This window comes from Mesorhizobium onobrychidis, from assembly GCF_024707545.1.
Classification (GTDB): Bacteria; Pseudomonadota; Alphaproteobacteria; order Rhizobiales; family Rhizobiaceae; genus Mesorhizobium; species Mesorhizobium onobrychidis.
The window spans coordinates 1,575,627-1,602,500 of the sequence record NZ_CP062229.1 but is presented as its reverse complement, the minus strand read 5'-3'; the positions used below and the strand labels follow the sequence as shown (position 1 = coordinate 1,602,500).

Sequence of the window (26,874 nt, the reverse complement as noted above, 5' to 3'; positions counted from 1 at the left end):
CGGCATCTACCGCGCCGCCTACTCCTACGGCATGTCCAAGGCGATGACCAAGCGGCTGATCAAGCTCCTGGCGTCCGGTGTCGATTTCCAGTCGCGGCTCAATCCGTCGGACCGCATCGAGGTCCTGTTCTCGCAGCCGGACGGCGACGACCGGGCATCCGACGAATCCGAGTTGCTCTATGTCTCGGCGAGCTTCGGCGGTACGACGCGCAATTTCTACCGGTTCCAGATGCAGGACGGCAGCACCGACTATTTCGACGAGGACGGCCGCAGCGCCCAGCAGTTCCTGCTGCGCAATCCCCTGCCCGCGGGAAAATTTCGCTCCGGCTTCGGCGCCCGCAGGCATCCGATCCTCGGCTATGTGCGCATGCACACCGGCGTCGATTGGTCAGCCTCCATCGGCACGCCGATCATCGCCTCCGGCAACGGTGTCGTCGAGAAGGCCGGCTGGGCCGGTGGCTATGGCAAGCAGATCATCATCCGCCACGCCAATGGCTACGAGACCTCCTACAATCACCAGAGCGCTTTTGCCAAAGGCGTCGCGCCGGGCGTGCGCGTCCGCCAAGGCCAGACCATCGGCTTTCTCGGCCAGACCGGTCTCGCCACCGGTCCGCATCTCCACTACGAGTTGATCGTCAACGGCACCAAGGTCGACCCGATGCGCGTTCGCCTGCCGGTCGGCAAGGTGCTGAAGGGCGACGACCTCGTCGCCTTCAAGCGCGAGCGCGGGCGCATCGATGATCTGCTCAAGCAGGAAGACAGCGATTCGCTGAAGGTCGCGAGCGCCAAGATCGAAGGCTGAGCCGGAGCCTTTCCGGGCTCCTCAGCTCTGCGAAGTCTCAGATCCACGCGGCCATGGCAGTCGTTCGCCGGAAACAGTCGTCCACGCCACGATTGCCGAGAGCAGGCAAAGCAGCGCGGTCGCCAAGGCGACGGCTGCGAACGCTGCGTCGCTGGCGGCAAGCCTTGCTGCATCGAGATCCGGTGCCAGGCCCGCCGGCGCCGGTTCGCCGAAACCCGGAACGCCGGATGCGGCACCGCTATTCAGCGCTGCCGCATAGATCCAGGCCGCCAGTGACCCCATCGCCGCCACCGCGATCAGGCCGCCAATGCGCGAGACGGCATTGTTGATTCCCGAAGCAGCACCCGTATCCTTGTCCTCGACCGCCGTCATCACCGCCGTCGACAGCGGCGACACGACCAGCGCCATGCCGAGCCCCATCAGCGCCGTCAGCGGAAACACTCCCCACCAGAAACTGTGGATGCCGGCATAGGCCAGCAAGGCAAGCCCGGTAAAGGCGACAGCGACGACGAGACTGCCGCTGGCGATCGGAAAACGCGGACCGATCCGGTCGGACCACTGGCCGACGGGCCCCGACAACAGCGCGATCAAGACCGACAGCGGCAGGAAGATGAAGCCGACCTCGGCCGCGCTCAGCCCCCATCCGGCAATCAGCAGCATCGGCAGATAGAACAGGTTGGCCGACAGCGCGAAATAGAGGAAGAAGGTCGCCACATTGGCGCCGGCGAAGGCGCCGACCCGAAACAGCGAGATATCGATCATCGGTTCGCGCTGCCGGCGCTCGAAGACGATGAACACGATGAGCAGCACCGCGCCGGCGGCGATGCTCGGGCCGGACATTTGCCCCTCGCCTTCGCTGCTCATCGAAGTCAAGCCGTAGGCAAGCGCGCCGAACGCCAAGGTGGCGAGGGCAGCGCCACCGAGATCGAGGCTGCGCTTTTCCGTCGGTGCGTCGGCCGGGACCTTGGCGAGCAGAAGGTAGATCGAGACAAGACCAAGCGGCAGATTGATCGCGAAGATCGCCCGCCAGATGCCGTCGCCGAAGGCCGACAAGACAACGCCGCCCAGCACCGGGCCAAGCGCCGTCGTCAGCGCCGAGGCCGCCGCCCAGATGCCGATCGCCCTGCCGCGCTCCTTCTTCGGATAGGCCTTGGCGATAATGGCGAGGCTGCCCGGCACCATGATGGCGGCGCCGATGCCCTGAATGGCGCGAAACGCAATGAGCACCGGCGGGTTCGGCGCCACCGCGCAGGCAAGCGAGGCGGCAATGAACAGCGCGATGCCTGCCACGAAAGCGTGTCGCAGGCCAAAACGGTCGCCGGCGGCGCCGCCGACAAGGATGAGTGCCGAAAGCGTCAGCGCATAGGAGTTTGAAATCCACTGCGCCTCGGCGAAACTGGCGCCGAGGTCGACGCGGATCGCCGGCGTGGCGATGGCCAGGATCGAACCGTCGATGAAGCCGAGCGCGGAAGCCAGGATCGCCGCGATCAGCACGAACCTGCGCCGCGATTGCGGGCAAAACGTATCGGCCGGAAGCGGCCTGACCAGTGGGACGGCTTCGGCGCCGACTTCGCTTGGAGAACGCATGAAGCCTGCTTAGACCTCCTATGCGCCGGCAACAACCGGCCAGAGGGTTGCTGTCGTTGAAACCAGAACCGGATCACGTCGCCCTAAGAGCCTGCTCCCGGGTTGACCCAGGCTGCGCGATGATTTGGGATAGGGCGCTCAGTCGATGAATTCCACCGTGACGCCCGGCGACACGATTTTTGCCAGTTCGCGCGCGTCCCAATTGGTCAGCCGCACGCAGCCATGACTTTCGGTCTTGCCGATCTTGGAGGGGTCGGGTGTGCCGTGAATGCCGTAGGTCGGCTTGTCCAGCGCAATCCAGACCGAGCCGACGGGGCCGTTCGGGCCCGGCGGGATGGTCAGGATCTTGTTGTTTTCGCCCTGCTTGAAATTGAGGTTCGGATTGTAGGTGTAGTTCGGGTCGAGAGCGACCCGCGACACCGCATGCGTGCCGGTGGGTGAAGGCGTGTCCGCCGAGCCGATGGTGGCTGGATAGACCGCGATTAGCTTGCCCGACGCGTCATAGGCGCGGACCTGCTTCTTGCCCTTGTCGGCGATGATGCTTGCCACCGGCTTCGCCACAAGCCTGCCGAAGTTGGCTACCTTGATGATCGTGCCGGGACGGTTGAAGTTCGCTTCCGGATTGAGCGCCTTCAGATAGTTCTCGTCCATATGGAACCGCTCGGCCAGCGCTTCGGTGACGGAGGTGTAGCTCAGCCGATCGAGCTGCGCCTTCTGGCCGTAGTCTTCAGGCACCGAGGCGACATAGGGGCCGGCCGCATCCTCGGACGTGATGTTGTAGGAGGCGAAGGCATCGCCGCCGGACTGCTCAAGGGCTGCCTGGATGCCGACCACATCGGTCGACCGCAGATTGCCGCCGGTGATCTCGTTGTAGGCGGCGAGCGCCTTGTCGACATTCGAGCCGAAGCGCCCGTCGACGACGCCGGGCGAAGCGCCGGCGCGGTCGAGCAGCACTTGCAACGCAGCAACATCCTTGCGTGCACCGAGTGAAAGCGACGGATCAATAACGGTCTCGCCGCCGATCTTTGGCGGCAGTGCCGCCTGGTCGCCCGGCGCCGGCGGCTCGATCGAAGCCTCGTCGAGCGGCTGGCGCTTGACGGTGCGCGGCTCTATCGGCTGCGGCGCTTCCGGATAATCGTTGCCATAGCTGCCGTCATCGCGCGGTGCTTCGGGAAAAGCTTCCACCGAATTGTCGCTGTAGGGATCGTATTCGTCGACCGGCGGTACGACTTCGTCGACCGGCGGTACGACGATCAGGCCTTCCTCCTCCAATTGCCTGCGGCGCAAGCGCGCCGCGTCTTCCGGGTCGTCGAGATAATAGCGGTCGTCCTCGACCGGTCCGAGATTGCGCAAGCGCTCGCGGCGGAGCGCGCGGCGGTCGAACCTGGTCTGCGGCGGCTGGATAGCGAGGACCTTGCCGGTTTCCGCATCGACGATGACGCGGTTTCCCCTGGCGTCGTAATAGACGTCGAAATCGCCGTTCTGAGCGACCAGCACGCCACCGGCATCGGCCGCACGGGCAGATCGCGGCGCGATGTCTTCCGTCGGCGCGGCCATTGCGCTCGAAGAAAGCAGCCCGGCGGCAAGCGCCGAAAGGGTGAAGATCGTGCGGAACATGTTGGGCAAATTCTCCAGTCCATAATTGCCGCCCGCCCGGCGTTGTCACTTTGGAGCGCCGCGCGTCCCTTCGGACGCGCAAGGACGCTCTAACACTTAAAATCTCCGCATTCCGAAAATCGAATTCGATTTTAGGGCCTATACGGCAGCGAACCCCTTCGCCAGCAAATCAGTTGCCAACCATAAGGTTCCAACATGAACCGGGCATGAAGATGGCGGATTTCTGGCGATGAGAGCAACATAGCTAGCTGGTGGCGAGTCCCAATTCCTTGCGCGCCTGCTTCGTCAGCTTGAGCACGACAAGGCGATGGCTTTCGCGCAGATAGTCCTTCAGCGCGTCATCGTCCATGCTTTGGTTTGTCTGGCGCTGGATCCATTTCATGCCGCGTGAGGCAAGATAGGGCGCGGGCCGAAGGCCCGGCTGTTCCTTCAAGATGTCATAAGCGATGTCGGAGCATTTGAAGGTGACGAACGGCTCCTTGCCCTCGCTCCAACCGCCGATCGCAAAGACCTTGGCTCCGACCTTCCAGACATGGGCGCCGCCCCACTGGACGACGTGGCTCGCCGCAGGCAGCGAGGCGCAGAAGCTGTTGTAGTCATCCAGCGTCATCTGCGCCCCACCGTTTAGTGTTTAATCACGTGGCGGGCTCGAAATCAGGCCGCCGCCTCGGTCGCCACGACTGTCGGCTTCGAGCGGAAGTTCAACCGGTCGGAACCGGCGGTGACCTTGACGGTCGAACTGTCGAGGATGTCGCCGAGCAGGATCTTCTCCGCCAGCGGGTCCTGCAGGTCCTTCTGCATCACCCGCTTCAGCGGCCGCGCGCCATAGGCCGGATCGTAGCCCTTGGCCGCCAGCCAGTCGATCGCCTCCTGGTCCAGCGAAAGCGTGATCTTGCGATCGACGAGCAGGCTTTCCAGCCGCTTGAGCTGGATCTCGACGATGCGGCCCATATCCTGCCGGCGCAGCCGGTGGAACAGGATCACCTCGTCGACGCGGTTGAGGAACTCCGGCCGGAACGACGCCCTGACGACGCTCATCACCTCGTCGCGGACGACATCGACGTCCTGGTTCTCGCCGAGATTGACCAGATATTCGGCGCCGAGGTTCGACGTCATGATGATCAGCGTGTTGCGGAAATCGACCGTACGGCCCTGCCCGTCGGTCAGACGGCCGTCGTCGAGCACCTGCAGCAGCACGTTGAACACGTCCGGATGCGCCTTCTCGATCTCGTCGAACAGCACGACCTGATAGGGCCGGCGCCGCACCGCTTCGGTCAGCGCGCCGCCTTCCTCATAGCCGACATAGCCGGGAGGCGCGCCGATAAGCCGGGCGACCGAGTGCTTCTCCATGAATTCCGACATGTCGATGCGCACCATGGCGCTCTCGTCGTCGAACAGGAAGCTGGCGAGCGCCTTGGTCAGTTCGGTCTTGCCGACACCCGTCGGTCCGAGGAACATGAATGAGCCGATCGGCCGGTTCGGATCCTGCAGGCCGGCGCGGGCACGGCGAACGGCTTTCGACACGGCCTGCACCGCCTCGCCCTGGCCGACGACGCGCTTGCCGATCTCGTCTTCCATGCGCAGCAGCTTGTCACGCTCGCCTTGCAGCATCTTGTCGACCGGAATGCCGGTCCAGCGCGACACGATATGAGCGACGTGATCGGGGGTGACCACCTCTTCGACCATGCCGACCTTGCCGTCCTGGGCTTCGGCTGCCTTCAGCTTCTTTTCCAATTCCGGAATCTTGCCATAGGCAAGTTCGCCGGCGCGCTGGAATTCGCCCTTGCGCTGGGCAATGGCGAGCTCGTTGCGCGCCTCGTCGAGCTGTTTCTTCAGGTCGGCGGCGAGCCCGAGCTTCTGCTTCTCGGCCTGCCATTTCGAGGTCAGTTCGGTCGATTCTTCTTCCAGAGCGGAAAGATCCTTTTCGAGGCGGGCGAGCCGGTCCTTCGACGCGTCGTCCTTCTCGACCTTCAGCGCCTCACGCTCGATCTTGAGCTGCATGATGCGGCGGTCGATCTCGTCCAGCGCTTCGGGCTTCGAATCGACCTGCATCCGGAGCCGCGACGCGGCCTCGTCGACAAGGTCGATGGCCTTGTCCGGCAGGAAGCGGTCGGCGATATAGCGGTTGGACAGCGACGCTGCCGCGACCAGCGCCGAATCCGAGATGCGCACCTTGTGGTGCTGCTCGTATTTTTCCTTCAGGCCGCGCAGGATGGAGACGGTGTCTTCCACCGTCGGCTCATTGACGAAGACCGGCTGGAACCGGCGGGCAAGGGCGGCGTCCTTCTCGACATGCTTGCGGTATTCATCGAGCGTCGTTGCGCCGACGCAGTGGAGTTCGCCGCGAGCCAGCGCCGGCTTCAGCAGGTTCGACGCATCCATGGCGCCATCCGCCTTGCCGGCGCCGACCAGCGTGTGCATCTCATCAATGAACAGGATGATGCCGCCGGCGGCAGCGGTAACTTCCGAAAGGATCGCCTTCAGCCGCTCCTCGAATTCGCCGCGATATTTGGCACCGGCGATCAGCGACCCCATATCGAGCGCCATCAACTGCTTGTCTTTGAGCGATTCCGGCACATCGCCGTTGACGATGCGCAACGCCAGTCCTTCGGCGATCGCCGTCTTACCGACGCCGGGTTCACCGATCAGCACCGGATTGTTCTTGGTGCGGCGCGACAGCACCTGGATGGTGCGGCGGATCTCGTCGTCGCGGCCGATGACCGGGTCGAGCTTGCCGGCGCGGCCGTCGGAAGTCAGGTCGCGCGCGTACTTCTTCAGCGCATCATAGCCCTGCTCGGCGCTCGCCGAATCGGCGGTACGACCCTTGCGGACGTCGTTGATCACCTGGTTCAGCGCCTGTGGCGTCACCCCGGCCTTGGTCAGGATGTCAGCGGTCTTGGCGGATTTCTCGACCGCCAGCGCCGTCAGCAGCCGCTCGACCGTGACGAAGCTGTCGCCGGCCTTCTTGGCCAGTTCCTCGGCGGTCGAGAATACCTTGGCCAGCGGCTGCGCCAGATAGAGCTGGCCGTTGCCGCCTTCCACCTTGGGCATTGCCTCAAGTGCCGTCTCGACGCCAAGCTTGACGTCGCGGACGCTGCCGCCGGCGCGCTCGATCAACGACGCGGCCAAGCCCTCGTCGTCGTCGACGAGCACTTTCAATATATGTTCGGGGGTGAATTGCTGGTGGTTGCGCGAGAGCGCCAAGGTCTGCGCGGACTGGATGAAGCCGCGCACGCGCTCGGAATATTTTTCAAGGTTCATCTCTGTCTCCTTCCGTCACCGGCCCGCTTTGCGGCACCGGATCAGATTGCGGTGACGGACCCGCCCGTTCGAGCCGGATCCTGTTCACGCGAGATATGGGGCGCAAGCCACGGACCCTCAAGACGTCCCAATAATGGTGAATGCATAATATTGCCCGGGCGCGCAAAACAAAAACGGCGGAGATTTCTCTCCGCCGTCCAAGAATGTCTGAAGCCTTGCTCGATCAGTTGTTGACGTCGATGATGGCGGGCTCGCCACCGGCCTCTTCCGCCGGAGCTGCATTCACGTTATCAGCGCCAGCATTGTCGTTACCGCGATCCACCTGATCAGCATTGACGCGCGGGCGGCGCGGACGCCTGGGGCGGCGGGCAGCGCCGCTTTCGGCGGCTGCTTCGTTCATCTCGGCCTGGGCAGCGAGAGCCGCCGGCGAAAAGTTTTCGAACTGCGGCGCGGGTTCGGCCACAGAAACCGGCTCGACCGGAGACACAGCTTCCGCCTGTACCGGCGTCTCGTTCTGTACCGGTGTCTCGTTGCGCCGGCTCTGATCGCCGCGCCGGTTCTGATCGTCGCGCCGGCTCTGATCGTCGCGTTGTCCGCCCTGCTCGCCGCGCGCACCGTATTCGCCGCGCTGGCCGTTCTGGCCGAAGCCGCCATTGGGGCGACGGTCACGATGGCGGCCGCCATTGTTGTCGCGTCCATCGTTATCGCGCCCACGGTTATCGCGATTATCACGGCCGCTTTCCTGGTTGAACGCCAACTCGGCCGGCGTGCCGTCGATGACCGGCTGCGGGCCGCCACCGTGGTTGACCACCGGAGCCGCAGTCTCACCGACATTGCTGTTGCCGGCATTGTCGAACTCGTCGCGATCTTCGTCGCCGTCATCGTCGAAATCGTCGCGGTTCTGCTGAGCGCTCTGGATCGGTAGCTGCGCCTGCGCCGCAGCGATGATGCGATTGTAGTGCTCGGCGTGCTGGAGATAGTTTTCCGCCATCACCCGGTCGCCGGAGCTTTGCGCGTCACGGGCAAGGGTTGCGTATTTTTCGGCGATCTGCTGAGCCGATCCGCGGATCTTCACATCCGGACCGTTGCTCTCGTAGTTGCGCGTCAGGGGATTTGGGCCCTTGCGGTTGTTGTTGTTGTTATTGCCGCCGCCATTGTTGTTGCGACCGCGCATGCGCCTGTTCTGCTGTTGTGGCCTCATTCGACTCTCTTCATTTTGAAATTTTCGAAAACTTTTTCACGAACGGAGGCGCTCATGCAGCCAGCCGTTTCGTCTCTTCACCGGCGTTCGCCCGCATCGATTGCGTTGGCGCCACGTGTCATCCTGTTCCGGTTACATCACTTGCCGGACGATTCCCGCACGAAGCTTGGGCGTCGTTTGCGCAAGAAGGCAGCTATTTCCAAGGAAACCGAATCGCTAAGAGCACTGCCTGCTTCGTCTCATCCGGTTAAGGCGACCCTAGCCGCATTCCCCGGCATTGCCAAGCGCTTTTTTGCACTGCATCACGGCTTTGTCAGTTCAAAGATCAGAACCCTCTCGTTTCCGCCAAAGTCTCGCAATACCCCCGCCGGCATATAGCCGGCTGCGGAGAATATGCCCGTGACATCTTTGCGTTGGGTGTGGCCGATCTCGACCGCAATCCTGCCCTCGGCTTCCAAAAAACCTGCCGCCTCGGCGGCGATGATCCTGTAGGGACTCAGACCGTCCACGCCGCCATTGAGGGCTTGGCGTGGATCGAAATCGCGGACTTCGTCCTGCAGATTTTCAATGTCTATGGACGCTATATAGGGAGGGTTAGCGGCAATTACATGGTATCGGCCAAAAACTTTTTCGAACCAGTCGGATTTGAGCACCTGGAACCGGTCGGCTAACCCCAATTCCCCGGCATTGCGCATGGCGGTCGCCAGCGCGCCTTGCGAAATATCGACACCGGTGGCGACCGCCGCCGGAACGGCGCTGAGCAGCGCCAGCGCGATCGCGCCGGTGCCGGTGCCGAGATCGAGGATCCGGCATTGGCCTTGCCGTTCCGCTGTTGCTCTAACGAAGGGCAGCACCGCTTCGACCAGCGTTTCGGTGTCCGGTCGCGGCTCCAGCGTTTCCGGTGACAGCGACAGGCGCAAGCCGTAGAATTCGCGATGGCCGAGGATGCGATGCACCGGCTCACCGGCAATCCGTCGCCTCAAGGCTGCATCGATCGCGGCAATCGCGCAGGCATCGACCGTGCATTCGGGATCGGCGATGGCTTGTGTGCGGGTCGTGCCGGAAAGATGTTCGACGATCAGCCTTGCATCCAGCGCCGGATCGGCGACTGCGGCCGCGGCAAGACGTGCCCGCGCCGCTTTCAGCAGCGGCCCGAGCGTCCCGGGCAGAGTGTCAGCCATCGAGGCCGATATCGGCGAGCAGCTTCGACTGGTGATCGGAGATCAGCGCGTCGACGATCTCGTCGAGTTCGCCCATAATCACCCGGTCGAGCTTGTAGAGCGTCAAATTGATGCGATGGTCGGTGACGCGGCCCTGCGGGAAATTATAGGTGCGGATGCGCTCCGAGCGATCGCCGGAACCGACCTGCGATTTGCGTGATTCGGAGCGTTCCTCGTCAGCCTTGCTGCGCTCGAGGTCGTAAAGCCTGGCGCGCAGGATCTGCATGGCTTTCGCCCGGTTCTGGTGCTGCGACTTCTCCGCCTGCACCACCATGATGCCGGTCGGCAGATGGGTGATGCGCACCGCCGAATCGGTGGTATTGACGTGCTGGCCGCCCGAACCCGAGGCGCGCATCGTGTCGATGCGGATGTCTTCGGCCCTGATGTCGATGTCGACCTCTTCCGCTTCGGGCAGCACGGCAACCGTCGCCGCCGAGGTGTGGATACGCCCGCCGGCCTCGGTCGCCGGCACGCGCTGCACACGATGCACACCGGACTCGAATTTCAGATGGGCAAAGACCCCCTTGCCCGAAATAGTGGCGATGATTTCCTTGTAGCCGCCGACCTCGCCCTCGCTGGCCGACACCGTCTCGAAACGCCAGCCGCGTGCCGCGGCGTAGCGTTCGTACATGCGGAACAGGTCGCCTGCAAAGAGAGCCGCCTCGTCGCCGCCGGTTCCGGCGCGGATTTCGAGGATGGCGTTCTTGTCGTCTGCGGCATCCTTGGGCAGAAGCAGGATCTGGATGTCCCTCTGCAGCGCCTCGATGCGTTCCCTGACCTCGGGCAGATCGGCCTCGGCCAATGCCCGCATCTCGGCATCGGTGCTTTTGTCGGCGAGCATCGCCTGCAAGTCGGCCTGTTCATCCTCGGCGGTTCGCAGCGCCCTGATCTTTGCCACCATCTCCTGGATGTCGGCATATTCCGACGCCATCTTGACATAGGCGTCCGCCGCCGGCCCGGCCGACATCTGCGCTTCGAGCATGTCGAAACGCTTGACGACTTGATCCATACGGTCGCGGGGCAGGTTGATCATGGCGAAAGTCTATAGCGGAATTGAGCGGTCGTCGGCAAAGGCCTGCAGCAGCGCCCGCATCGGCAACCCCTGGACCGGCGCCATGAGATTGTCGTCGAAGAACGTCTCCAGTTCGGCCAGCGGCAGTTCCGTCAGCATCGCCTTGACCGGACCGATCGAAGCCGGCGACATCGAGATCGACCGGTAGCCAAGGCCGATCAGCGCCATCGCCGAGATCGGCTTGCCGGCCAGTTCGCCGCACAAGGTCACCGGGGTTTGATTGCGCACCCCGGCGTCGGCAATCTGCTTCAGAACGCGCAGGAACGGCGTCGACAGCGCATCGAAGCGGTCGGAGAGCTGCGTGTTGCCGCGATCGACCGCCATGACGAACTGGAACAGATCGTTCGAGCCGACCGAGACGAAATCGACGGCCTTCATCAACTCGTCGAGTTGGAACAGCAGCGACGGTACTTCCAGCATGGCCCCGAGCTTCAGGCTGGTCGGCAGATGATGGGCAAAACGGGACAGATGCCGCACCTCGCGATCGATGATCTCGCGCGCCTGTGCGATCTCGCCGAGCTCCGTCACCATCGGCAGCATCAGCTTCAGTTCACGCCCACCGCAGGCCTTCAGGAGAGCGCGGATCTGGGTGCGCAACAGGCCCGGCCGGTCGAGCGTCAGGCGGATGGCGCGCCAGCCGAGCGCCGGGTTCTCTTCCTGGATCGTGTCCTTGAAGTAGGGCAGCACCTTGTCGCCGCCGATATCGATGGTGCGGAAGGTCACCGGCTTGCCGCGCGCCGCGTCGAGCACGTCGCGGTAGAGCCGTTCCTGGGCTTCCGCACGTGGAAAGGTCGAGGCGACCATGAATTGCAGCTCGGTGCGGAACAGGCCGATGCCGGCGGCGCCAGCCTCGGCAAGCTGCGGCAGATCGACGGCCAGGCCAGCATTCATCAAAAGGTCGACCTGGACGCCGTCCTTGGTCACCGACGGCTTCTTGCGCAGTTCGCGGTAGACCTCCTGCCGCCGCGCCCGGAAGCGGACTTTTTCGGCATAGGCGGCTTCGAGGTCGGGCTGAGGGCGCAGATGGATCGCGCCTTCCTCGCCGTCGACAATGATGGCGTCGCCGTTTTCCGCCATGGAAACGGCGCCCCTCATCTGGCCCGCGACCGGTATGCCCATGGCCCGCGCCACGATAACGACATGGCTGGTCGCCGCGCCGTCCTCGAGCACCAGCCCGCGCAGCTTGTCTCTGGGATAATCGAGCAGTTCGGCGGCCCCCATCGAGCGGGCGACGATGATGGCGTCCTTCGGCAGCGAGGCCGCAACATCGTCCGGCCCGCGCCCCATCAACTGGCGCAGCAGCCGGTTGGCAAGATCGTCGAAATCGCTCATCCGCTCGCGCAAATACGGATCGGTCATGTGCAGCATGCGGGCACGCATGTCGCTCTGCACTTTTTCCACCGCCGCTTCCGCCGTCAGGCCGTTGCGGATCGCCTCTTCCAGCCGGCGCACCCAGCCGCTGTCGTTGGCGAACATGCGATAGGCTTCGAGCACCTGGCGGTGCTCGCCCTCGAAAGCGACTTCGCGGCGTTCCAGCATATCGTCGATGGAGAGCCGGAGCGAACCAAGGGACGCATCGAGCCGCTTGATCTCCTCATCGCTGTCCTCGTTGAACAGATTGGTGACGACGATGCGCGGCTCGTGCAGCACGACATGACCGAGCCCGACACCCTCGTTGAAGGACAGGCCGGTAAAGCTCACCGGGCGGCGCAGGTCGAGTTCGAGCCCGGGCCGGGTCAGCCGGGCAAGGTCGCCGGTGGCGATCATCTCGGCAATCACCATCGCCGTCGTTTCCAGCGCCTCGACTTCGTCGTCGCGATAGTGGCGCATGGTCTTGTTCTGGACGACCAGAACACCAAGCGTGCGCCCTGCCCTGAGCACCGGCACGCCGAGGAAGGAATTGTAGATCTCTTCCCCCGTTTCCGGCAGGTAGGCGAAGGCTGGATGTTCCTGTGCATTGGAGAGATTGAGCGGCCGTGCTGAGGCCGCGATCGTGCCGACGAGGCCTTCCCCCAGCCTGAGCTGCGCCAGATGGACGGCGTTCGGGTTCAGACCCTCGGTGGCATAGAGTTCCAGCACCGAATCGGCGCGCAGCACATAGAGCGAGCACACCTCGGCGACCATGTTGGCGGCGATATCGCGCACGATGCGGTCGAGCCGCTCCTGCGGCTCCAGCGGCTCCTGCATGAGCTCGCGGAGCCGTTTCAGCAAAACGCGCGGGCCACTGGCCGTATCACGCATCGCGGCTTGTTCTCCAATGGACATTTTGCCCGCCGCAGTTTCTCCCGCGGCCGGCGCTCACGCAACAACTCAATTAGAGCGCCGTGCGTCCAATGGACGCCAAAGGACGCTCTGAGACTTTCGATCTGCTGCATCGTGCTTTCCGAAAATCGACTCCGATTCTCGGGCCGATGCAGTCTGCTACTGCTTATCCAGACCGTAGACGGAATGCAAAGTGCGAACCGCAAGTTCGGTGTAGGGGCCGTCGATCAGGATCGAGATTTTGATCTCGGAGGTCGTGATCGCACGGATGTTGATCGCCTTGTCGGCCAGCGCCTTGAAGGCGGTGGCGGCGACGCCCGCATGGCTCCTCATGCCGATGCCGATGACCGAGACCTTCGACATGCCGGCTTCCGACTGTACGACGTCGTAGCCGATCGTGGCCTTCAGCCGCTCGAGCACGGCAAGCGCCTTGTCGACATCGCCGGACGGCACGGTGAAGGTCATGTCGGTGAACTTGCCGTCCTCGGAAATGTTCTGGACGATCATGTCGACATTGATGTTGGCCTCGGCCAGCGGCCCGAAAATGCCGGCGGCGACGCCCGGCCGGTCGCTGACACGGCGCAACGAAATCTGCGCTTCGTCCTTGGCATAGGCAATTCCGGTGACGACCTGCTGTTCCACGATCTCTTCCTCGTCGCAAATAAGCGTTCCGGGCGGATTGAGCAAATCCCCCATTCCGGGCGCGTCGGGATCGTCGAAGGACGACCGCACGAAAGTACGCACCCTGTGCACCATGGCAAGCTCGACCGAGCGTACCTGCAGGACCTTGGCGCCGAGCGAGGCCATTTCAAGCATTTCCTCGAAGGAAATCTTGGCTAGCCGCCGCGCTTTCGGCTCGATGCGCGGGTCGGTGGTGTAGACCCCGTCGACATCGGTATAGATGTCGCAGCGGTCGGCCTTGACCGCCGCCGCGATGGCGACAGCACTGGTGTCGGAGCCGCCGCGGCCGAGCGTTGCGATGCGATTGTCCGGCCCGATGCCCTGGAAGCCGGCGACCACCGCCACCTGGCCCTCGCCGAAGCGCTTGATCAGGAACGCGCCGTCAATGTCGAGAATGCGCGCCGCGCCATGCGCATTATCGGTCTTGATCGGGATCTGCCAGCCTTGCCAGGAACGGGCATGGACGCCCATGTTCTGCAGCGCTATCGCCAACAGGCCGGCGGTCACCTGCTCGCCGGAGGCGACGACGACGTCATATTCGCGCGCATCGTGCATAGGCGAGGCTTCGCGCGTCCATTGCACGAGCTCGTTGGTCTTGCCGGCCATCGCCGAGACGACCACCGCAACCTCATGGCCGGCATCGACCTCGCGTTTGACATGGCGCGCCACATTGCGGATGCGGGCGATGTCGGCGACGGAGGTTCCGCCGAATTTCATCACGATGCGCGCCATGGAAGCGAAATGCCTTTACTGGGTGCCGGACCGGCGGCCGAAAAACGGAAAGGGAGCGCCCGGCTGAGCCGGCCGCTGAATGCGCGGCCTCCTTAGCCAAATGCTATGGATTTCGCAAGGCGTGCCGCCGCTTGCAGCTGGCGACGAAGGCGACACACGAGGGCGGCAGCGGGTGCCTGCATGCCTGTCGACGACATGCGGTGGCTTCAGGCCAGGTGCGCTGCGCCTCTCCACAGGCCCGGATAGTCGACAGCGAAGCCGGCCGGCAAGACTTTCAGGATCTCATCGTGGGCGCGCAGCATAGGCGTAACGGCCAACAGGCGAAATTGCTGCCTTGACATTCGCTGGCTCTCGACCGACTTCCTAGCGTTCGAGGAGACCACACGATGCCAGAACCCCGACGATCGACGATCGATGCCGGCGAAGTGGAGCGCTTTTCCGCTCTTGCCGCCGAATGGTGGAATCCGAACGGCAAATTCCGCCCGCTGCACAAGTTCAATCCGATCCGGCTTGCCTATATACGCGACCAGGTGGCGGCGCGCTTCGGCCGCGACCCGCGTGCGGCGCGGCCGTTCGATGGCCTGCGCATCCTCGACATCGGCTGTGGCGGCGGGCTGTTGTGCGAGCCGATGGCGCGGCTTGGCGCCGAAGTGCTCGGCGCCGACGCATCCGCCACCAACATCGAAGTGGCCAAGCTGCATGCGGCGGAGGTCGGCGTGACGGTGGATTACCGTGCCACGACAGCGGAGGATCTGGCTGCCGCCGGGGAGAAATTCGACGTCATCCTCAACATGGAAGTGGTCGAGCATGTTGCCGACATCGACCTGTTCGTGGCCAAATGCGGCGAGATGCTCAAGCCCGGCGGTATCATGTTCGTCGCCACCATCAACCGCACGCTGAAGGCGCTGGGCCTGGCCATCATCGGCGCCGAATATGTGCTGCGCTGGTTGCCGCGCGGCACCCACCAGTTCGGCAAGCTGGTGCGGCCAGACGAGCTGGAAAAGGCGCTTGCCGGCGCTGGCCTGACTATCATCGACCGCACCGGCGTCACCTACAATCCGCTCGCCGACCGCTGGCAGCGGTCGAAGGACATGGACGTCAACTATATGGTGCTGGCGGAGAAGGCACCCGCCTGAACTTTCTCACGAAACGTCTGAACCTTCTCACGCCGCCACCTTCTCACCCGTCTGGCTTTGCGCCTTCGTGGTGATCTGGCTTTGCGCTTTGGTGGTGATGAACACGCCGGCGATGATGATGGCAGCACCCGCCCAGGTCAGCAATTGATAGTGCTCGCCGAGAAAGATCGTCCCGCCAAACAGCCCGACCGCAGCTGCGACATAGCCGATCTGGCTGAGATAGACCGGGCCGCCGACCGCCTGTAGCCGGAAGAAGAAGGCGAACATCGCCGCGGCTGACGCGACCTGCCCGACGACCACCAGCGGCACGCCGCCGAGCAGGGCGAGCGAACCGCCGCCCTGCTGCGTGAAGATGCCGCAAAGAAGCAGCGCAGCCGATGCCAGATGGCTGCCGACGGCAAGCTCGATCGGTCCGGTCCCTTCGGGCCAGTCGACCGTGCGGTAGATGTTGCCGGCGGCGAGGCTGACCGGAATGAGCAGCCCCACCGCCACCCAGAAAAATTCGGCCGGCTGGCCAGCCTCGCCGCGCGTCACCGCCACCATGACAGCACCGAGGAAGCCGACGGCAATGCCGACGATACCAAGCAAATTGGGACGCCGGACGCCGAGCAGGATAGAAAACACCAGTGTAACCACCGGCGACAGCGTGAACATGATACCGGTGTAGCCGGCGCCGAGATGCGGAATCGCCGAGAACATCAAGAGATTGGGGAAGGCATAGGACACCGCCGCGGTGACGAAGAAATAACGCAGTCTGTGCAGGGTGAGCCGGATGCGTTGTCCGCGCAGCAGCAAGGCGCACAAAAGCACGCTGCCGGCTCCGAGCGAGATGACGAGGGCCCAGACCATGGCCGAAACACCGGCCGCCGTAGCGATCTTGCCGAACGGCAGCGTCAGGCCGAGCAGGCCGCCGGTGACGACCAAAAGGCCGAGCGCTGAATCCCAGAGAAATTTCATAACGAACCTTATTGTCTTTGCGGCTCTTGGCCAGCACTGTGTCTTGAGGTAAGATAATACAAAGATTCTTAACGTCAAGATATTTAACGGTGATATAGATGGATCGCGCCGCGAAGGCCATAGAGCAGTGGAAACGAGAGCGGCCGGACTTGGATGTCTCTCCGATGGCCGTGCTTGGACGGCTGAGCGAAGCCTCGTCGCTGATTGCACGAGAGCGCCTCGCTCCGCTGTTTGCGCGTTTCGGGTTGCAGACCGGAGAATTCGATGTGCTGGCGACGCTGCGCCGTTCCGGATCACCTTACGCGCTGACGCCAACCGCCCTCTACGAAGCGACGATGGTGACGTCGGGCGCGATGACCAACCGGCTCGATCGGCTCGAAAAGTCAGGATTGATCATGCGCGGTCCGCATCCCAACGATCGGCGCGGGATTGTCGTGCAGCTGACCGGAAAAGGTCTGGCATTGGTCGACGAGGCGGTCGCCGCCCACGTCGCCAACGAACATGAGATTCTTTCCGGTCTGACGCGCGCCGAACAAGAGACGCTTGCTCGCCTGCTTGAGAAATTGATAGCGAGTGTGGGCTGAACAGCCGGCACGGAGACCAGGGGCGGCCGGGAAAAGAAGAGTCAGTTCGGCTGGTCGGAAGCCCTTTTGGTATCTTTCCGCCCTAATATCCTCCGATGTCGCCATCGCACGAACGAGACGATCATGTCCGCAAGCCAAGCCGGGACGTCGAGATGGAGCAAGGCATCCCGGGCGCCAGCGATATCCCGGGCACTGAACGCTGCATTGGAATAGTCAACTGAACGGTCTTGTCTGGCTTGGACCCATCGGCAAATGCTCTCCCCGTCCGGCAGTTTCGCCGCGAAGGCCAGTTCACGGCCCATGCAGACCTGCTCCACCCGGTCGCGCAATTCCTGCTCGTAGCCAATCCCCCTCTGATGGAGGCGCGCATGCGTGGCCTCGTGCACGATCGCACCGGCCACCTGCTCGGTCGTCGTGTGCTCGCCCAGAACAAATCGCTCATCGAGCTCACAAGTCCACGTCGAATTCACGAACTGACCGGCGGCGCCGGTAATAGTCGTAATCCAGATCCGCTTGAGATCACGGACCACGCGCCTGTGCCGAACGGGATCGAAATCCCTTATTAATTGAAGTGCTGCAGCAACCTTATCCGTAGCTTCGCTGCCGTTGTGTTTGCTAAAAACGATCACCATCCCGCTGGTCGTCTGCTTGGCACTTGCCCTCATAGCCAGCCAATTGAAAATATCCTGAAATACGATTGAAAAATGTCGCCGTTCAGCCTTCCTGAGCTGGCGCGACTTCGTCATGGAGCTCAGTTGCGGTCGTCGGGGAAGCTTGGGATCGGCATGAATTCGACGCCGTCCTCGGCCAGGCTCTTGGCCTCCTCCAGCGTCGCCTCGCCATAGATGCCGCGCGGGTCGCTCTCGCCGAAATGGATCTTGCGCGCCTCCTCGGCAAACTTGTCGCCGACGTAGTCGGCGTTCTCGCGCACCTTCTCGGCCATGGTCTTCAATTGCGCCAGCGCCTGCTTCTGGGCCTCGCCCATGGCGAGCGCGATCTTTTCTCGGCTGCGCCCGGTCGAGACGGCCGGCGCCATCAACGCCTTCTCGACCTTGTGCGAGCCGCAGGTCGGGCAATCGACGAAGCCACGCTTCTTCTGGGTGTCGAAATCGTCGTTGCTGCGAAACCAACCCTCGAATTGGTGCTCGTGCTCGCAGATCAGGGAAAAGCGGATCAAGATGCTGCACCCCTGAACGGCAGTGCCTCAGCCTGTCCGCCGTTTACGGCAAAATCCCGCGCATTCTTCAGGTTTGGGATCTTCTTGCGCGCGGCGACCGACTGCGCCGGGTCGATCTCGGCGATGATCACCGCCGGTTCGTCATGTGCCGCTTCGGCGACGATACGGCCCCACGGATCGACGATCAGCGAATGGCCATAGGTCTCGCGGCCGTCCTCGTGCAGTCCGCCTTGCGCCGCGGCGACGACATAGGCACCGTTCTCGATGGCGCGCGCCCGCAGCAGCACATGCCAGTGCGCCTCGCCGGTCTGGCGGGTGAAGGCGGCGGGCACCGAAAGCAGGTCGGCGCCGGCCAGCGCCTCGGCGCGGAAGAGCTGCGGAAAGCGCAGATCGTAGCAGACGGCGAAACCCAGCCTCGCCCCATCGATCTCGGTAACGACGGCCTCGGTGCCCGGCTCGTAAGCGGCGGATTCGCGCCAGCTTTCGCCATTGTCGAGATCGACGTCGAACATGTGGATCTTGTCGTAGATGGCGAGTGTCGCGCCATCCGGCCCGAACAAAAGCGCACGGTTGGCGAGCTTGCCGTCGGCGCGCAGGATGGCGGTCGAGCCGATATGCAGGAAGACGCCAAGTTCTTTCGCCAGCTTGCGCGAGGTCGAGACGATGATGTCCTTGTCCTCGGACGTGAACGAGGCGGCCCGCGCCTGGCTGTCGCGGATCAGCGCACCCGTCATTTCCGGTGACTGGATATAGGTCGCACCCTGGCCCGCGGCCTCGCGCACCAGCCGCTCCAGATCGACTGCGTTGCGCTCGGGGCTGGTGCCCGAACGCATCTGGATCGCCGCCGCCTTGAAAGCACCCATCGTCATGTCCTCAATTCGTCGAGCCATTGGCGAGCAGACGGTCCAGCCGGCCCTCCGCCTCCAGTTCGTGGAGATCGTCGGAGCCGCCGACATGGGTATCGCCGATGAATATCTGTGGAAAGGTCGAGCGGCCATTCGCACGGGAAATCATTTCCCGGCGCAGTTCCGGCGAGAAGGAGGCATCATGCTCGGTGTAGGCGACACCCTTGCGCTCGAGCAGCCGCTTGGCCGCCATGCAATAGCCGCACATCATCCGTGTATAGATCGTCACGTCGACCATCGGTCAGCAATCCTGCCTTTCTTCAATCTATATAGTCGCGGACTCGTCGGCCCGAAAGTCCCCCGGCAGCACGCGCGCAAAGGTCAGCACGTCGACGGTCCCGGCACCGCCCTTCTTCAGCGCCTTGGCGACCGCGCGGACAGTGGCGCCGGTGGTATAGACATCGTCGATCAAGAGCACCCGGCGGCCGGCGATCTCGATCTCGGCCTCCTCCGGCACTCTGAAGGCGGCACGCACATTCTCCTCGCGTTCCCGCCGCTCCAGCCCGACCTGCTGGCGGGTGAGTTTGACGCGCCTGACCGCCGAGGGCGCAAAAGGCAGGCCGCCAAGTTGCGATACCGCCCTTGCCAGTTCCGCCGACTGGTTGAACCGGCGCCTGAAAAAACGCCGCCAGTGCAGCGGCACCGGCACGACCACATCGGCCTCCGCGATCAGTTCGGCACCGGCGCGCAGCATCCAGCGCGCCATCCACGGCGCCAGGTCGGTGCGATCCTGGTATTTCAACCCTTGCACCATCTGGCGGGCGACACCGGAATAAGCGACCGCGGCCCGCGCGCGCTCGAAGGGCGGCGGGTCGGCGATCGCCTCGGCCGACAGGAACCCCTCGCCCATGTGATGGACGAAGGGCGTGCCCATCACCGGGCACCATGGCCGCTCCAGGAGCCTGAGCTTCGGCCAGCAGGCGCCGCACAGCACGCCGGGCTGCGAGACATGCCGTCGGCAGCCGGCACAAACCGGCGGAAACAGGATGCGCGCCGGCCAGTCCAATGCCTTTCGAGCGATACTCTTGATATCTGGCATTGGATCGGCCACGTGGTTGCTCCTCCGCCACCCTATATCAGACAGCGGAAACCAGGAACCGTCAGTTGCAACCTATAGTCGACACTTCTCTCTGGCTGGCGCACAAGCGCCGGGCGCTCGCCCGACCGACTGCCGGCGCGGATTTCCTGATGCGGCGGGCGGCCGAGGAGCTTGCCGAGCGGCTGGGCGCCGTCGAACGCAAATTCGACAGAGCGGCCGTGCTGTTTTGCCAGACGCCGGCGGCGGTCGACGTGCTCGCGACAAGCGGCAAGGTGACGGACATCATACGCGTGGAGGCGGACGCTATGTTCCTGGGCGATGCCGCCGGACTGGTGGCGCCGCTGGAGACCGTGCCGTTCGAGCCGGAAAGCCTCGACCTCGCCGTGTCTCTTTTGTCCCTTCAGGCAATGAACGACATTCCCGGCATGCTGGTGCAGATCCGCCGCGCGCTGAAGCCGGACGGTCTTTTCCTCGGCACTTTTGCCGGCGCCGGTACGCTTTCCGAGCTGCGCGAAAGCCTGCTCGCCGCCGAGACCGAGCTTTACGGCGGCGCCAGCCCGCGCGTCATCCCGTTCACCGACGTGCGCGACGCCGGCGCGCTTTTGCAACGCGCCGGCCTGGCCTTGCCCGTCGCCGATGTTGAGACGGTGACGGTGCGCTACGATTCGCTGTTCGGCCTGATGGCGGACCTGCGGGCGATGGGCGAGACCAGCGCGCTGATCGACCGCAGCAGGCGACCGGGCACACGAAAGCTGTTTGCCCGCGTCGCCGAAATCTACGCCGAGCGGTTTTCGGATGCCGATGGTCGCGTCAGGGCGAGTTTTCCGATCGTCTGGATGTCAGGCTGGGCGCCCGACGCCTCGCAGCAAAAACCGCTGAAGCCCGGCTCGGCGAAAATATCGCTGAAGACGATACTGGAAGATCCCGGCGGGCGTTGACCGGATTCTACGGATGCGGCTGGCCGGCCGTGATCACTGCGCGAAAGCGTTCACAAGCTTGCTGGAATTGTCGCTGAACAGCCACGCCATTGCGTCTGCGGCCTGGCCGATGCCGCCTATGATGGCAAGCGACAGCACGGTCACGATCAGCCCATATTCGATGGCCGTCGCGCCGGTCTTGTCTTCCAAAAATCGTTGCAGCACTGTTTTCATGACCGTCGATCCCGCTTGCCGGAACCCTAGCGTCGACCTGTTAAGAAAGGTTAACGGCACAGGCTTAACAGGCGATGAAACGACCGCTTTAAACCATCTCAGCAGTCGCCGCTGCGCTTGCCATTGTCGCGTATCACGCAGATCGAACTGGGCAGCGGCTGCAGCACGCTCCTGCGCAGCGTGTAGGTAACACGACGGCCGATCGAGCCTGTGCTTCCAATCGAGCCTGTGCTCCCGACCGATCCTGTGCTCATTCCGTCGGGGCCGCCGGCAAAATGGTCGCGGGCGGACTGCAATCGCGTCCGGCTGTCGAGGAAGGGCGTCGCGATCAAGGCCAGCGCCACCGCGGCCGAGCCGAACAGCAGCGTGATCCGCAATATGCCCATGCCGGCATGGACAGCGCTGAAGCTGCGGTCGGGTCGGATCGATTCCCAGTCCCTGTCGAGGCTCATGCAACCGCCCTCCGGCGAAGGCCTGAACACGGCCTTCCCTTCGATTTTCTATGCCGTCAATTTCTCACAGCGAGATAAATCTTCCATTAACGCTATCTAAATCGGGCAGTGACGGCACAATCACAGAAGATCGATGAGGAACTGGATCAGCGGCGCGTCGGCCGGCGGCATCGGAAAATCGCGCATCTGGCGCGGCCGCACCCATTTCAGCACCTGCCCCTCCTTCGGCTGCGCGATGCCGCGGAAGCGACGACAGACGAACAGCGGCATCAGCAGGTGAAAATCATCGTAGGAATGGCTGGCGAAAGTGAACGGCGCCAGGCAGGGAATATCGGTCTCGATGCCGATCTCCTCGTACAACTCACGGATGAGGCATTCTTCCGGCGTCTCGCCGGGCTCGACCTTGCCGCCCGGAAACTCCCACAGGCCGGCGAGTTGCTTGCCTTCGGGCCGCTGCGCCAAAAGCACGCGGCCGTCGGTATCGACCAGCGCGCAGGCTGCGACCAGGAGCAGGCGCTTGCCGACAGGGTTCGGGCCGGTCATGCGCCGGGCGGCCGGCGATAATGGTAACGATAGACTTCGTCGAACCCGAGCGAACGATAAAGCGCCAGCGCCGGCGCATTGTCGGCCTCGACCTGCAGCCAGGCTTCCCGGGCGCCGCGCAGCCGTGCCCATTTCAGCGCGGACAGGATGAGGTGGCGGCCGTGGCCCTGGTTGCGTACCGATCTGTCGGTGGCGATCTCGAACAGTCCGGCAAGATCGCCATCATGGACGCAGATCAGCGTCGCCAGCGGTTCGGTGCCCTTTTCGAGCGCGAACAGCCCGGCTTCCGGCTGGATGGCGCCGATGATCTCCGACAGACCCGGCCGCAGCGACACATCCGAGCCGCTTACCTTGAGCGACGCGCCGATGAAGCGGCTGATGTCCTTCAGCGGGATCTGGTCCATGGCAGCGTCGAGCTGGGCGTCTGCCAGCGGCAGCCGCATCACCAGCGATTCGTCGAATGTGCTCCAGCCTTCGCCGTCGAGATGTTTGGAAAGGACCGGCCCCGACAGCGGCGATATGCGGAAGGTCAGCGGCCTGCCATAGGCGTCGAAACGGCGGCTGGCGCGGCCGATGCGCTCGGCAATGTGCTGGATGTCGCCGGGATCGAGCGGGTTGACCGAATTCAGCCGCTTGGCCGGATGACCCGCCGTCAGCCGCACCACCCAGGTGCCGTCATAATGGACCGCCGCCGCCGGCCAGGCGCGAAAGCCGGCCGCCTCATAGCGGCGCACGATGGCAAGCACGCTTGCCGGATGTCTGGAAACCAACGCCATCAGCTCCGATAATCGCCGTTGATGGCGACATACTCCTTGGTGAGGTCGCAAGTCCACACCGTCGCCTTGCCGCGGCCGATGCCGATATCGGCATGGATGCGGATCTCGTCGCGCCTCATGTAGGCCGATGTCGCCTCCTCGGAGTAGGCGGCGTCGCGCTCGCCCTCATGCGCCAGCCTGATATCGCCGAACCAGATCGACAGAAGGTCGCGGTCGGCCGGTTCACCGGCCTTGCCGATGGCCATGACGACGCGACCCCAATTGGCGTCCTCGCCGGCGACCGCCGTCTTGACCAGCGGCGAATTGGCGATCGACAGCGCGATGCGCTTGGCCGAGCGGGCCGATTTCGCGCCGGTGACGGTGACCTCGACCTGTTTTCGCGCGCCCTCGCCGTCGCGCACCACTTGCAGCGCCAGCGATTTCAGCACCTTGCCGAGCCCGCGGCGGAAGGCGCCGAGGCGCGCATCCCCGGCATCGGTGATGTCAGGCGCGCCGCGCCTGGATGCCGTGCCGGTGGCGAACATCAGCAGCGTGTCGCTGGTCGAGGTGTCGCTGTCGACAGTGACCGCATTGAAGGTCTTGGCCGTGCCGCGAGACAAAAGATCCTGCAGCACGGGGGCTGCGATCGGCGCATCGGTGGCGATGAAGGAGAGCATCGTCGCCATGTCGGGCGCGATCATGCCGGCGCCCTTGGCAATGCCGTTGATGGTGACGTCGGCGTCGCCGAGTTTTACCGTCGCGGTCGCCAGTTTCGGATAGGTGTCCGTGGTCATGATCGCCTTGGCGGCTTCGGTCCACAGATCCGGCCTGCCGGCCTTGACCAGTCCGGCGAGCAGATGGCTGAACTTGCCGGCATCCAGCGGCTCGCCGATGACGCCGGTCGAGGCCAGAAACACCTCGTCCGGCGTGCAGCCCGCAGCCTTGGCTGCAGCCTCGCCGGTCATTGCCGTGGAGGCTCGGCCCTTGTTGCCGGTGAAGGCATTGGCGTTGCCGGAATTGACGACCAGGACGCGCGCCTTGCCCTGCGCAAGATTCTGCCGGCAGAAATCAACCGGCGCCGACGGGCATTTCGACCTGGTGAACACGCCGGCGACCGTGGTGCCGGCATCGAAGACCATGGTCAGCAGATCGGTGCGGTTCTTGTACTTTATCCCGGCCTCGGCGGTGGCGATGCGGACGCCCTCGATGTCAGGCATTTTAGGATATTTTTTCGGCGCGAGCGGCGAAATCGTGGCTGACATGAAGACCTCGGGCGGGAAAATCGCAAGGGAACGCCGGTTTGCCCGATAGCGGGCGCCGGCGCAAGGGCGTTTTCCCGACCGTTGCGGACAACACCGAACTGCCGCATCACGCTTCCCTCATTGGGCAGGATTGAGGAACTTCCGGAACGTCTTCTGCACGCCCGGAATGAGGCCCCAGATCATGATCGCGACCATCAGCGGGGCGATGACCAGCGTGCGCTGCCAGATCTCCCACTCTTCGGTCAGCGGGAACACCACGTAGAGGATCGCGGTTATCAGCGGATAGACGCCGGCAAGCACCAGCAGGGCAAAGCGGGGGCGCGAGAAGCGGGCGGCGGTCGAGGTCATTGGGTCTCTCCTTATCGTTACGAAACGTTCCGTTATATGAAACGGGCCGTTCCGTTTCGTCAAGAGGTCGTATATGCATGCTGAGGAAACTTGCCGATAAGGAAAAAAGCAGATGGCTGAGGAAGCAGATCGGGCTCGCAAATCAACTGGGGCGAGGCGCAATCCCGACAGCGCCGACGCCATTCTCGACGCCGCCGAGGCGGTGCTGGTCGAGGCCGGTTATTCCGGCTTCTCGATCGAAGCAGTGGCGCGGCGGGCGCGCGCTGGAAAGCCGACGATCTATCGCTGGTGGCCGAGCAAGGCCGCTTTGCTGTTCGACGTCTATCAGCGGCTAAAGCGCGTCGAGAACCCCGACTCCGGAAACCTCGAGGATGATCTCGTCGGCTTCCTGAAGAACCTGTTCTCGCACTGGCATGAAACATCGTCAGGCAGCGTCTTCAGATCGCTGATCGCCGAGGCGCAGTCGGATGCGACCGTGGCCGCCGTGCTTGTCGAATACACGAAAGGACGCCATGCCCATACCGGCCAGATGATCGAACGCGCCAAGGCAAGAGGCGAAGTGGCGGCCGACGTCGATGCCACGCTCGTCGCCGACCTGGTCGCCTCCTTTGCCTGGACGCATCTTTTGACCAATCGCCTCGACGAAGACGAAACGACGCTGCGCAGGGCGGTTGGCTATGTGTTGAAGGGCATAGCCGCTGACGATGCCGGCTCGGTCGACGCCGCGGCGGTCCGGCGGAGGCGTCGACGCATTGTAGGATAGGGCGCTCTCGACGCCGCGCTTCTTCCCTACTCCCCTTGTGGGAAAAGGTGGATTGGCGCGCAGCGCCAAGACGGAAGAGGGGTGCTGGCCGGAGCGCTGTCGGTGCCAAGCTGGAACACCCCTCATCCGACCGAGCGGAGCCTGTCCTCGGGCTTGCCGGAGGCAAGACCCGTAGGCTCGGCCACCTTCTCCCACAAGGGGAGAAGGGAAGACCTGACGCAACGCCCATAAAGTGGCGGGCAAACTCAAACCTGAACCGACTGCCCTGCTTGCCCCAGCCTCACGTTGGACTACTTGGTGTTTTCCAGCGCGTCGACCGTCTTCTTCAGCTTCTCGTCCGGGATCTCGACTTTGGCCTCGGCGCGCAGCGACTTGACCAGCGCGATATATTTGTCGCGGATGACCGCCTGACGGGCCTGGTCCTTGACCTGGTCGAAGGCCGGCGGCTGCTTGGCGCGCTTGTCCTCGACCTGGATGACATGCCAGCCGAACTGCGACTGCACCGGCTGCTCGGTGTATTTGCCGACCGCCAGCGCGAAGACCGCCTTGTCGAACTCCGGCACCATCTGGCCGGGTCCGAACCAGCCGAGATCGCCGCCGCTGGTCTTGCCGCTCGGATCGCTGGTGTGCTCGTTGGCGAGTTTCTGGAAATCGGCGCCGCCGTCGAGCTGCTTGATGATCGCATCGGCCTCTTCCTTCGACTTCACGAGGATGTGACGGGCATGCACCTCGTTGGTCGGCGGCGTGTTGGCGATTTCCTGGTCGTAGCGGGCGCGAACCTCGGCATCCGTAACCTTGCCGACGACATCCTTCTCGACCATCTCGCCATGCAGGGCGCGCTGCTGCAGGAACGCCATGCGGCGCTGGAAGTCTGGATCCTTGTCGAGGCCGGTGGTGACCGCCTGGGCGGCCATGACCTTGATCTCTATCGCCGCCGAAAGTGCTGCGGCGCGGCGCTGTTCGGGCGGCATCTGCGCGAACTGCTGCGACAGCTCGCCTTCGGCAAGCGCAAGGTCTGCCTCGGTCAGCGTCTGGCCGTTGATCGTGGCGACCACGCCGTTCGGATCGACCGGCGCGGCCGGTTGGGCCGGGGCTGGTTGGGCAGGCGCGGCGTCCTGCGCCATCAGTGGCGACAGCGACAAAGCCGACAGCCCGAATGCCAGGCCGAGGCTGGCGAGCGACGCGCGGCGGAACAATAAGGACATACGATTAACTCCAATAGGGGATAGCTAGAGCAGGATGGCTTCCAGACCAGCCAGATTGTGGCGGAATTTGGCACGGTCGTCAGGGCGAGCGCGCCGTTGACATCGATTGAGCCCCCTCTTATCTGTCCAACGACTTTGCGTCCAGAACCGTTTTCCGGGCGC

General features: G+C 63.8%; 27 protein-coding genes (1 of these 27 cut by a window edge). 5 read left to right on the top strand and 22 right to left on the bottom strand.

What is annotated here, in order from left to right; genetic code table 11:
* Window positions 1-802, top strand: the end of a protein-coding gene (locus IHQ72_RS07910) for a M23 family metallopeptidase (protein ID WP_258121924.1). It extends 1,160 nt beyond the left edge of the window; only the last 802 of its 1,962 coding nucleotides appear in the window; its start codon lies beyond the left edge, outside the window; its stop codon occupies window positions 800-802.
* 21 nt (window positions 803-823) lie between these two features.
* On the opposite strand, the gene IHQ72_RS07905 is transcribed toward IHQ72_RS07910, so the two are convergent.
* From IHQ72_RS07905 to IHQ72_RS07865, 9 genes are all read right to left on the bottom strand, one after another.
* Complete coding sequence (locus IHQ72_RS07905) at window positions 824-2,389, bottom strand: MFS transporter (RefSeq protein WP_258121923.1); 1,566 nt, start codon at window positions 2,387-2,389, stop codon at window positions 824-826.
* Between the two features lie 138 nt (window positions 2,390-2,527).
* A complete protein-coding gene (locus tag IHQ72_RS07900) occupies window positions 2,528-4,006 on the bottom strand; it encodes a L,D-transpeptidase family protein (RefSeq protein ID WP_258121922.1) in 1,479 nt (492 codons plus the stop codon).
* A gap of 244 nt (window positions 4,007-4,250) precedes the next feature.
* Window positions 4,251-4,616 (bottom strand): MmcQ/YjbR family DNA-binding protein, encoded by a 366-nt coding sequence (locus IHQ72_RS07895; RefSeq protein WP_258121921.1) that lies wholly within the window; start codon window positions 4,614-4,616, stop codon window positions 4,251-4,253.
* A gap of 44 nt (window positions 4,617-4,660) precedes the next feature.
* Window positions 4,661-7,267, bottom strand: a complete 2,607-nt coding sequence (clpB, locus tag IHQ72_RS07890; RefSeq protein ID WP_258121920.1) for an ATP-dependent chaperone ClpB — start codon at window positions 7,265-7,267, stop codon at window positions 4,661-4,663.
* Between the two features lie 223 nt (window positions 7,268-7,490).
* Window positions 7,491-8,468, bottom strand: coding sequence for a DUF4167 domain-containing protein (locus tag IHQ72_RS07885; protein WP_258121919.1), 978 nt, complete (start codon window positions 8,466-8,468; stop codon window positions 7,491-7,493).
* 302 nt (window positions 8,469-8,770) lie between these two features.
* Window positions 8,771-9,649 (bottom strand): peptide chain release factor N(5)-glutamine methyltransferase, encoded by an 879-nt coding sequence (prmC, locus tag IHQ72_RS07880; protein ID WP_258121918.1) that lies wholly within the window; start codon window positions 9,647-9,649, stop codon window positions 8,771-8,773.
* Window positions 9,642-10,721: a peptide chain release factor 1 gene (gene prfA, locus IHQ72_RS07875; RefSeq protein WP_258121917.1), complete on the bottom strand. Its 1,080-nt coding sequence runs from the start codon at window positions 10,719-10,721 to the stop codon at window positions 9,642-9,644. Before prfA ends, prmC begins: the two co-directional genes overlap by 8 nt.
* 9 nt (window positions 10,722-10,730) lie before the next feature.
* Complete coding sequence (gene ptsP / locus IHQ72_RS07870) at window positions 10,731-13,001, bottom strand: phosphoenolpyruvate--protein phosphotransferase (RefSeq protein WP_258121916.1); 2,271 nt, start codon at window positions 12,999-13,001, stop codon at window positions 10,731-10,733.
* 180 nt (window positions 13,002-13,181) lie between these two features.
* A complete protein-coding gene (locus IHQ72_RS07865) occupies window positions 13,182-14,435 on the bottom strand; it encodes an aspartate kinase (RefSeq protein ID WP_258121915.1) in 1,254 nt (417 codons plus the stop codon).
* 386 nt (window positions 14,436-14,821) lie between these two features.
* Here IHQ72_RS07865 and ubiG point away from each other — a divergent pair, with 386 nt between their 5' ends.
* Window positions 14,822-15,571, top strand: a complete 750-nt coding sequence (ubiG, locus tag IHQ72_RS07860) for a bifunctional 2-polyprenyl-6-hydroxyphenol methylase/3-demethylubiquinol 3-O-methyltransferase UbiG (protein ID WP_258121914.1) — start codon at window positions 14,822-14,824, stop codon at window positions 15,569-15,571.
* A gap of 27 nt (window positions 15,572-15,598) precedes the next feature.
* Here the strand turns inward: ubiG and IHQ72_RS07855 are convergent, their stop codons facing one another.
* A complete protein-coding gene (locus tag IHQ72_RS07855; protein WP_258121913.1) occupies window positions 15,599-16,528 on the bottom strand; it encodes a DMT family transporter in 930 nt (309 codons plus the stop codon).
* Between the two features lie 98 nt (window positions 16,529-16,626).
* Between IHQ72_RS07855 and IHQ72_RS07850 the strand changes: the two genes are divergently transcribed.
* Window positions 16,627-17,112: a MarR family winged helix-turn-helix transcriptional regulator gene (locus IHQ72_RS07850; protein ID WP_258121912.1), complete on the top strand. Its 486-nt coding sequence runs from the start codon at window positions 16,627-16,629 to the stop codon at window positions 17,110-17,112.
* Window positions 17,113-17,153: 41 nt separating this feature from the next.
* Here IHQ72_RS07850 and IHQ72_RS07845 read toward each other — a convergent pair whose 3' ends face one another.
* The 5 genes from IHQ72_RS07845 to IHQ72_RS07825 are packed head-to-tail and all read right to left on the bottom strand — an operon-like array spanning window position 17,154 to window position 20,245.
* Window positions 17,154-17,858, bottom strand: a complete 705-nt coding sequence (locus IHQ72_RS07845; RefSeq protein ID WP_258121911.1) for a hypothetical protein — start codon at window positions 17,856-17,858, stop codon at window positions 17,154-17,156.
* A gap of 5 nt (window positions 17,859-17,863) precedes the next feature.
* Window positions 17,864-18,289 (bottom strand): DUF1178 family protein, encoded by a 426-nt coding sequence (locus IHQ72_RS07840; protein WP_258121910.1) that lies wholly within the window; start codon window positions 18,287-18,289, stop codon window positions 17,864-17,866.
* The gene (locus tag IHQ72_RS07835) at window positions 18,286-19,152 is read right to left on the bottom strand and encodes a carbon-nitrogen hydrolase family protein (RefSeq protein ID WP_258121909.1); all 867 of its coding nucleotides are present in this window, start codon (window positions 19,150-19,152) and stop codon (window positions 18,286-18,288) included. Before IHQ72_RS07835 ends, IHQ72_RS07840 begins: the two co-directional genes overlap by 4 nt.
* A 10-nt stretch (window positions 19,153-19,162) precedes the next feature.
* Window positions 19,163-19,432 carry a glutaredoxin 3 gene (gene grxC / locus IHQ72_RS07830; RefSeq protein WP_095493379.1) on the bottom strand — a complete coding sequence of 90 codons (270 nt, stop codon included), beginning with the start codon at window positions 19,430-19,432 and terminating at the stop codon, window positions 19,163-19,165.
* Window positions 19,433-19,459: 27 nt separating this feature from the next.
* Window positions 19,460-20,245 carry a ComF family protein gene (locus IHQ72_RS07825; protein ID WP_258121908.1) on the bottom strand — a complete coding sequence of 262 codons (786 nt, stop codon included), beginning with the start codon at window positions 20,243-20,245 and terminating at the stop codon, window positions 19,460-19,462.
* Between the two features lie 53 nt (window positions 20,246-20,298).
* Between IHQ72_RS07825 and IHQ72_RS07820 the strand changes: the two genes are divergently transcribed.
* A complete protein-coding gene (locus IHQ72_RS07820; protein WP_258121907.1) occupies window positions 20,299-21,171 on the top strand; it encodes a methyltransferase domain-containing protein in 873 nt (290 codons plus the stop codon).
* A 33-nt stretch (window positions 21,172-21,204) separates the two neighbouring features.
* Here the strand turns inward: IHQ72_RS07820 and IHQ72_RS07815 are convergent, their stop codons facing one another.
* The 6 genes from IHQ72_RS07815 to IHQ72_RS07790 form a co-directional block, all read right to left on the bottom strand.
* Window positions 21,205-21,384: a Flp family type IVb pilin gene (locus tag IHQ72_RS07815; protein ID WP_123149166.1), complete on the bottom strand. Its 180-nt coding sequence runs from the start codon at window positions 21,382-21,384 to the stop codon at window positions 21,205-21,207.
* Between the two features lie 98 nt (window positions 21,385-21,482).
* On the bottom strand, window positions 21,483-21,836 hold the full coding sequence (locus tag IHQ72_RS07810) for a hypothetical protein (protein ID WP_258121906.1): 354 nt from the start codon (window positions 21,834-21,836) through the stop codon (window positions 21,483-21,485).
* A 120-nt stretch (window positions 21,837-21,956) separates the two neighbouring features.
* The gene (locus IHQ72_RS07805; RefSeq protein WP_127320173.1) at window positions 21,957-22,379 is read right to left on the bottom strand and encodes a (deoxy)nucleoside triphosphate pyrophosphohydrolase; all 423 of its coding nucleotides are present in this window, start codon (window positions 22,377-22,379) and stop codon (window positions 21,957-21,959) included.
* Complete coding sequence (locus IHQ72_RS07800; RefSeq protein WP_258121905.1) at window positions 22,376-23,155, bottom strand: GNAT family N-acetyltransferase; 780 nt, start codon at window positions 23,153-23,155, stop codon at window positions 22,376-22,378. Before IHQ72_RS07800 ends, IHQ72_RS07805 begins: the two co-directional genes overlap by 4 nt.
* Complete coding sequence (gene argJ, locus IHQ72_RS07795) at window positions 23,155-24,396, bottom strand: bifunctional glutamate N-acetyltransferase/amino-acid acetyltransferase ArgJ (RefSeq protein ID WP_258121904.1); 1,242 nt, start codon at window positions 24,394-24,396, stop codon at window positions 23,155-23,157. The genes IHQ72_RS07800 and argJ overlap by 1 nt, the downstream gene beginning before the upstream one ends.
* Before the next feature lie 117 nt (window positions 24,397-24,513).
* A complete protein-coding gene (locus IHQ72_RS07790) occupies window positions 24,514-24,744 on the bottom strand; it encodes a putative antibiotic biosynthesis monooxygenase (RefSeq protein ID WP_258121903.1) in 231 nt (76 codons plus the stop codon).
* Window positions 24,745-24,856: 112 nt separating this feature from the next.
* Between IHQ72_RS07790 and IHQ72_RS07785 the strand changes: the two genes are divergently transcribed.
* Window positions 24,857-25,507: a TetR/AcrR family transcriptional regulator gene (locus tag IHQ72_RS07785; protein WP_258121902.1), complete on the top strand. Its 651-nt coding sequence runs from the start codon at window positions 24,857-24,859 to the stop codon at window positions 25,505-25,507.
* A 290-nt stretch (window positions 25,508-25,797) separates the two neighbouring features.
* On the opposite strand, the gene IHQ72_RS07780 is transcribed toward IHQ72_RS07785, so the two are convergent.
* Complete coding sequence (locus tag IHQ72_RS07780; protein ID WP_258121901.1) at window positions 25,798-26,712, bottom strand: peptidylprolyl isomerase; 915 nt, start codon at window positions 26,710-26,712, stop codon at window positions 25,798-25,800.
* Window positions 26,713-26,874: the final 162 nt, after the last annotated feature.